2 protein-coding genes are annotated in these 2,364 nt (G+C 53.3%); both read right to left on the reverse strand.

Translation table 11 applies throughout. The annotated features are described in order from the left end of the window. Window positions 1–322: 322 nt before the first annotated feature. Window positions 323–1,087, reverse strand: coding sequence for a hypothetical protein (locus BP727_RS05890; protein ID WP_273278087.1), 765 nt, complete (start codon window positions 1,085–1,087; stop codon window positions 323–325). Window positions 1,088–1,438: 351 nt separating this feature from the next. Continuing rightward, entirely contained in the window at window positions 1,439–2,302 is an 864-nt protein-coding gene (locus tag BP727_RS05895) for an ion transporter (protein ID WP_273278086.1), read from the reverse strand. Window positions 2,303–2,364: the final 62 nt, after the last annotated feature.

Genomic DNA, 2,364 nt, shown 5'->3' on the forward strand with positions numbered 1-2,364 from the left:
ATGATCTCCTGGATGTAGTCGATATCTGTTTGGTCTATTCTGTCGTCCATATTGGCGTTGCCGAAGATATTCAGGGTGAAATCGGAGCCGATCGCTATGCCAGCCATTGATGCGGTCAAGGCGATCAGCAGTGTTGAGGCGATCCATATTGGTCTATTCATGAAATTCCTCCTGAGGTTCATTTAATTATACCAAACATTTGCTTCTTATTATCTTATACGAATCAATCAGGCATTTATAGCTATCTGCGATGAATAATCCGGGCTATGTCTGTTCTCATGCCCGCAGAGCAAAAAATAGATTTTAGCGATTGAAGCTGGATTTAGATCTTGAAATTCTCCTCCCCACTGATCGCTTCCATCTGGCTCTGACAGGCTTTCAGCTCCTCGGGGCTGCCCTTCACTACCATCCAGACCGCTCCCTCTGCCCCTCCTACCCCGCCTGCGGCCAGGATCTCCGCTTTGGCTCCAGATAACAGCCTTATGGCCTCGATCTCGGTGAAGACCTCACCTGGCAGGGGCAGAAGCCTGTGGCCAATGCTGCCGGGGGCGTTCAATCGCGCCGCCAGGTCGATCAGATCTCCTGGTATGCGTTTTTCCAGCCCCACGGGAAGGATCAGACTCACCCTGCGGCCGACTGCCGCCTGCAGGGCGGCGATTGCCGTGCCGCCCTGGGGATGGCCGATCAAAACTCCTGCCTGATGGTGGACGAGATCCAGAGCATTGGCCCCCTTGAGGATGAGATCTCCCTCCTTCAGTCTGGCGGAGACATCGAATATGGTAGCGCCCTTCATCCAGATCCCCTCCTCTATCACCACGTCTCCAGGAAAATGGCTCTGGTCGGCCAGCCTGCCTTCAATTGTGGTCCTTCCCGGCAGGAGGGTGACCCCGCGGAAGAACCGATTTTTAGAGAAGCCCTCCTCCTGGCCCAGTGCCTTTAGAATCTCCTCTGCAACATAGCCGTTGGTAGTGCCGGCGATGATGACTATGGTATGGGAACGCATCGCTTCTAAAATGGCAGGGTGGGAGGCCAATGCTTTAGCAATCAGCCTTTTTCCTGCCGCCGGGGTGAGGACGAACTGGTACATACCATTAGTGTGGCATCTTGATCAAGATAAATCCAATGACCAGAGATCTGGGGGGAATTGCACTCTCTCCCTTCAACCGATAGAATTAATAAGCATAATAGCACCGCTACTGGTTTGTGGCCAGGGGCGGCTTTTCCTTACAATCTCTTCCTTTACCTTTTGCCGCTCCCGGCCCTCTCCTCATTGCATCCAACCATCCGAACGGCTGGACCGAGGAATCTTATGGCAATTATGAGAAGATCAATTTGTCGGACGAATCCCCCAGGGGCAAAAGGCTTTCATCTGATATCTTCGAGCATAAAGGAGCCTGTTCTGCTGCAAAAATGATGCCCCGGAGGCCAAAGACCAAGGTCACCGCATTCGCCACTCCAGAATCCTTCCATCCTCCTCCGGGTCTCGGCTGCGTCCTTCTATCTGGCGGCCGCAGTAAGGGCAGACCAATCCCGGCGAATGTTCTGCTTCCTTTCTCTGGGCCTGCACCTGGACAAATCCCATGGCCAATAGCCCTGCTGGCAGGGCAAACAGGCCAATTCCCAGGATGACCACCACCGAGCCGATCAGCCTGCCCCAGGGAGTGATTGGATAGATATCTCCATACCCTACAGTGGCTAGTGTCACAATGCCCCACCACATGGCATCAGGAATGGAGGCGAAGGCCTCGGGCTGGGCGTCATGCTCCGCCTCGTACATCAAGCCGGCGGATGTGATAAGCAGAACGATTATGGTGAAGAGCATAAGGCCGATCTCCTCCTTCTTCAGCCGGAGGACGTCATCGAATGTCTGCAGGGCGCGCGAGTAATGGGCCAGCTTCAAAATCCGGAAGAGACGGAAGAGGCGCATGGCTCGAACGAACCTCAGATCGGCGATGACGAATGGAAGATAGAAGGGAAGCACAGCTATAAGGTCCACCATAGCCAGGGGAGTTATCGCAAAGCGCAGTCTGTTGCCCTGAGGAGCGCGGTATCTTGGATCTTCAATGCAGCTCCAGATGCGCAGGATATACTCGATGGTGAATATTCCTATGGAAAATACATTGAATGCTTCAAAAATGGGTCCGTAGGCGGAGTAGAGCCATTGCACCGTCTCCATGATCACCGCTACGACATTGAGAACCACTAAAAGCATGAGTGCGAGGTTGACCCGATTCGGCCAGCCGTTTGCATGGTTCTCCTCTTCCAGGATCTCATATATCCAGCGCCTATAGCTCTTGGGCATCCAGGCCTAGCTTATGTTCATCTTAATATATACGAACTTGCCTCTTTTTCAGCATGCGTGCT

It is taken from the genome of Methanosaeta sp. UBA356 (genome assembly GCF_002496465.1).
Classification (GTDB): domain Archaea; phylum Halobacteriota; class Methanosarcinia; order Methanotrichales; family Methanotrichaceae; genus Methanothrix; species Methanothrix soehngenii.

Coding starts and splice junctions, on each gene's coding strand:
- BP727_RS05890 (WP_273278087.1), bottom strand. CDS start 1,087: ATGTACCAGTTCGTCCTCACCCCGGCGGCAGGAAAAAGGCTGATTGCT.
- BP727_RS05895 (WP_273278086.1), bottom strand. CDS start 2,302: ATGCCCAAGAGCTATAGGCGCTGGATATATGAGATCCTGGAAGAGGAG.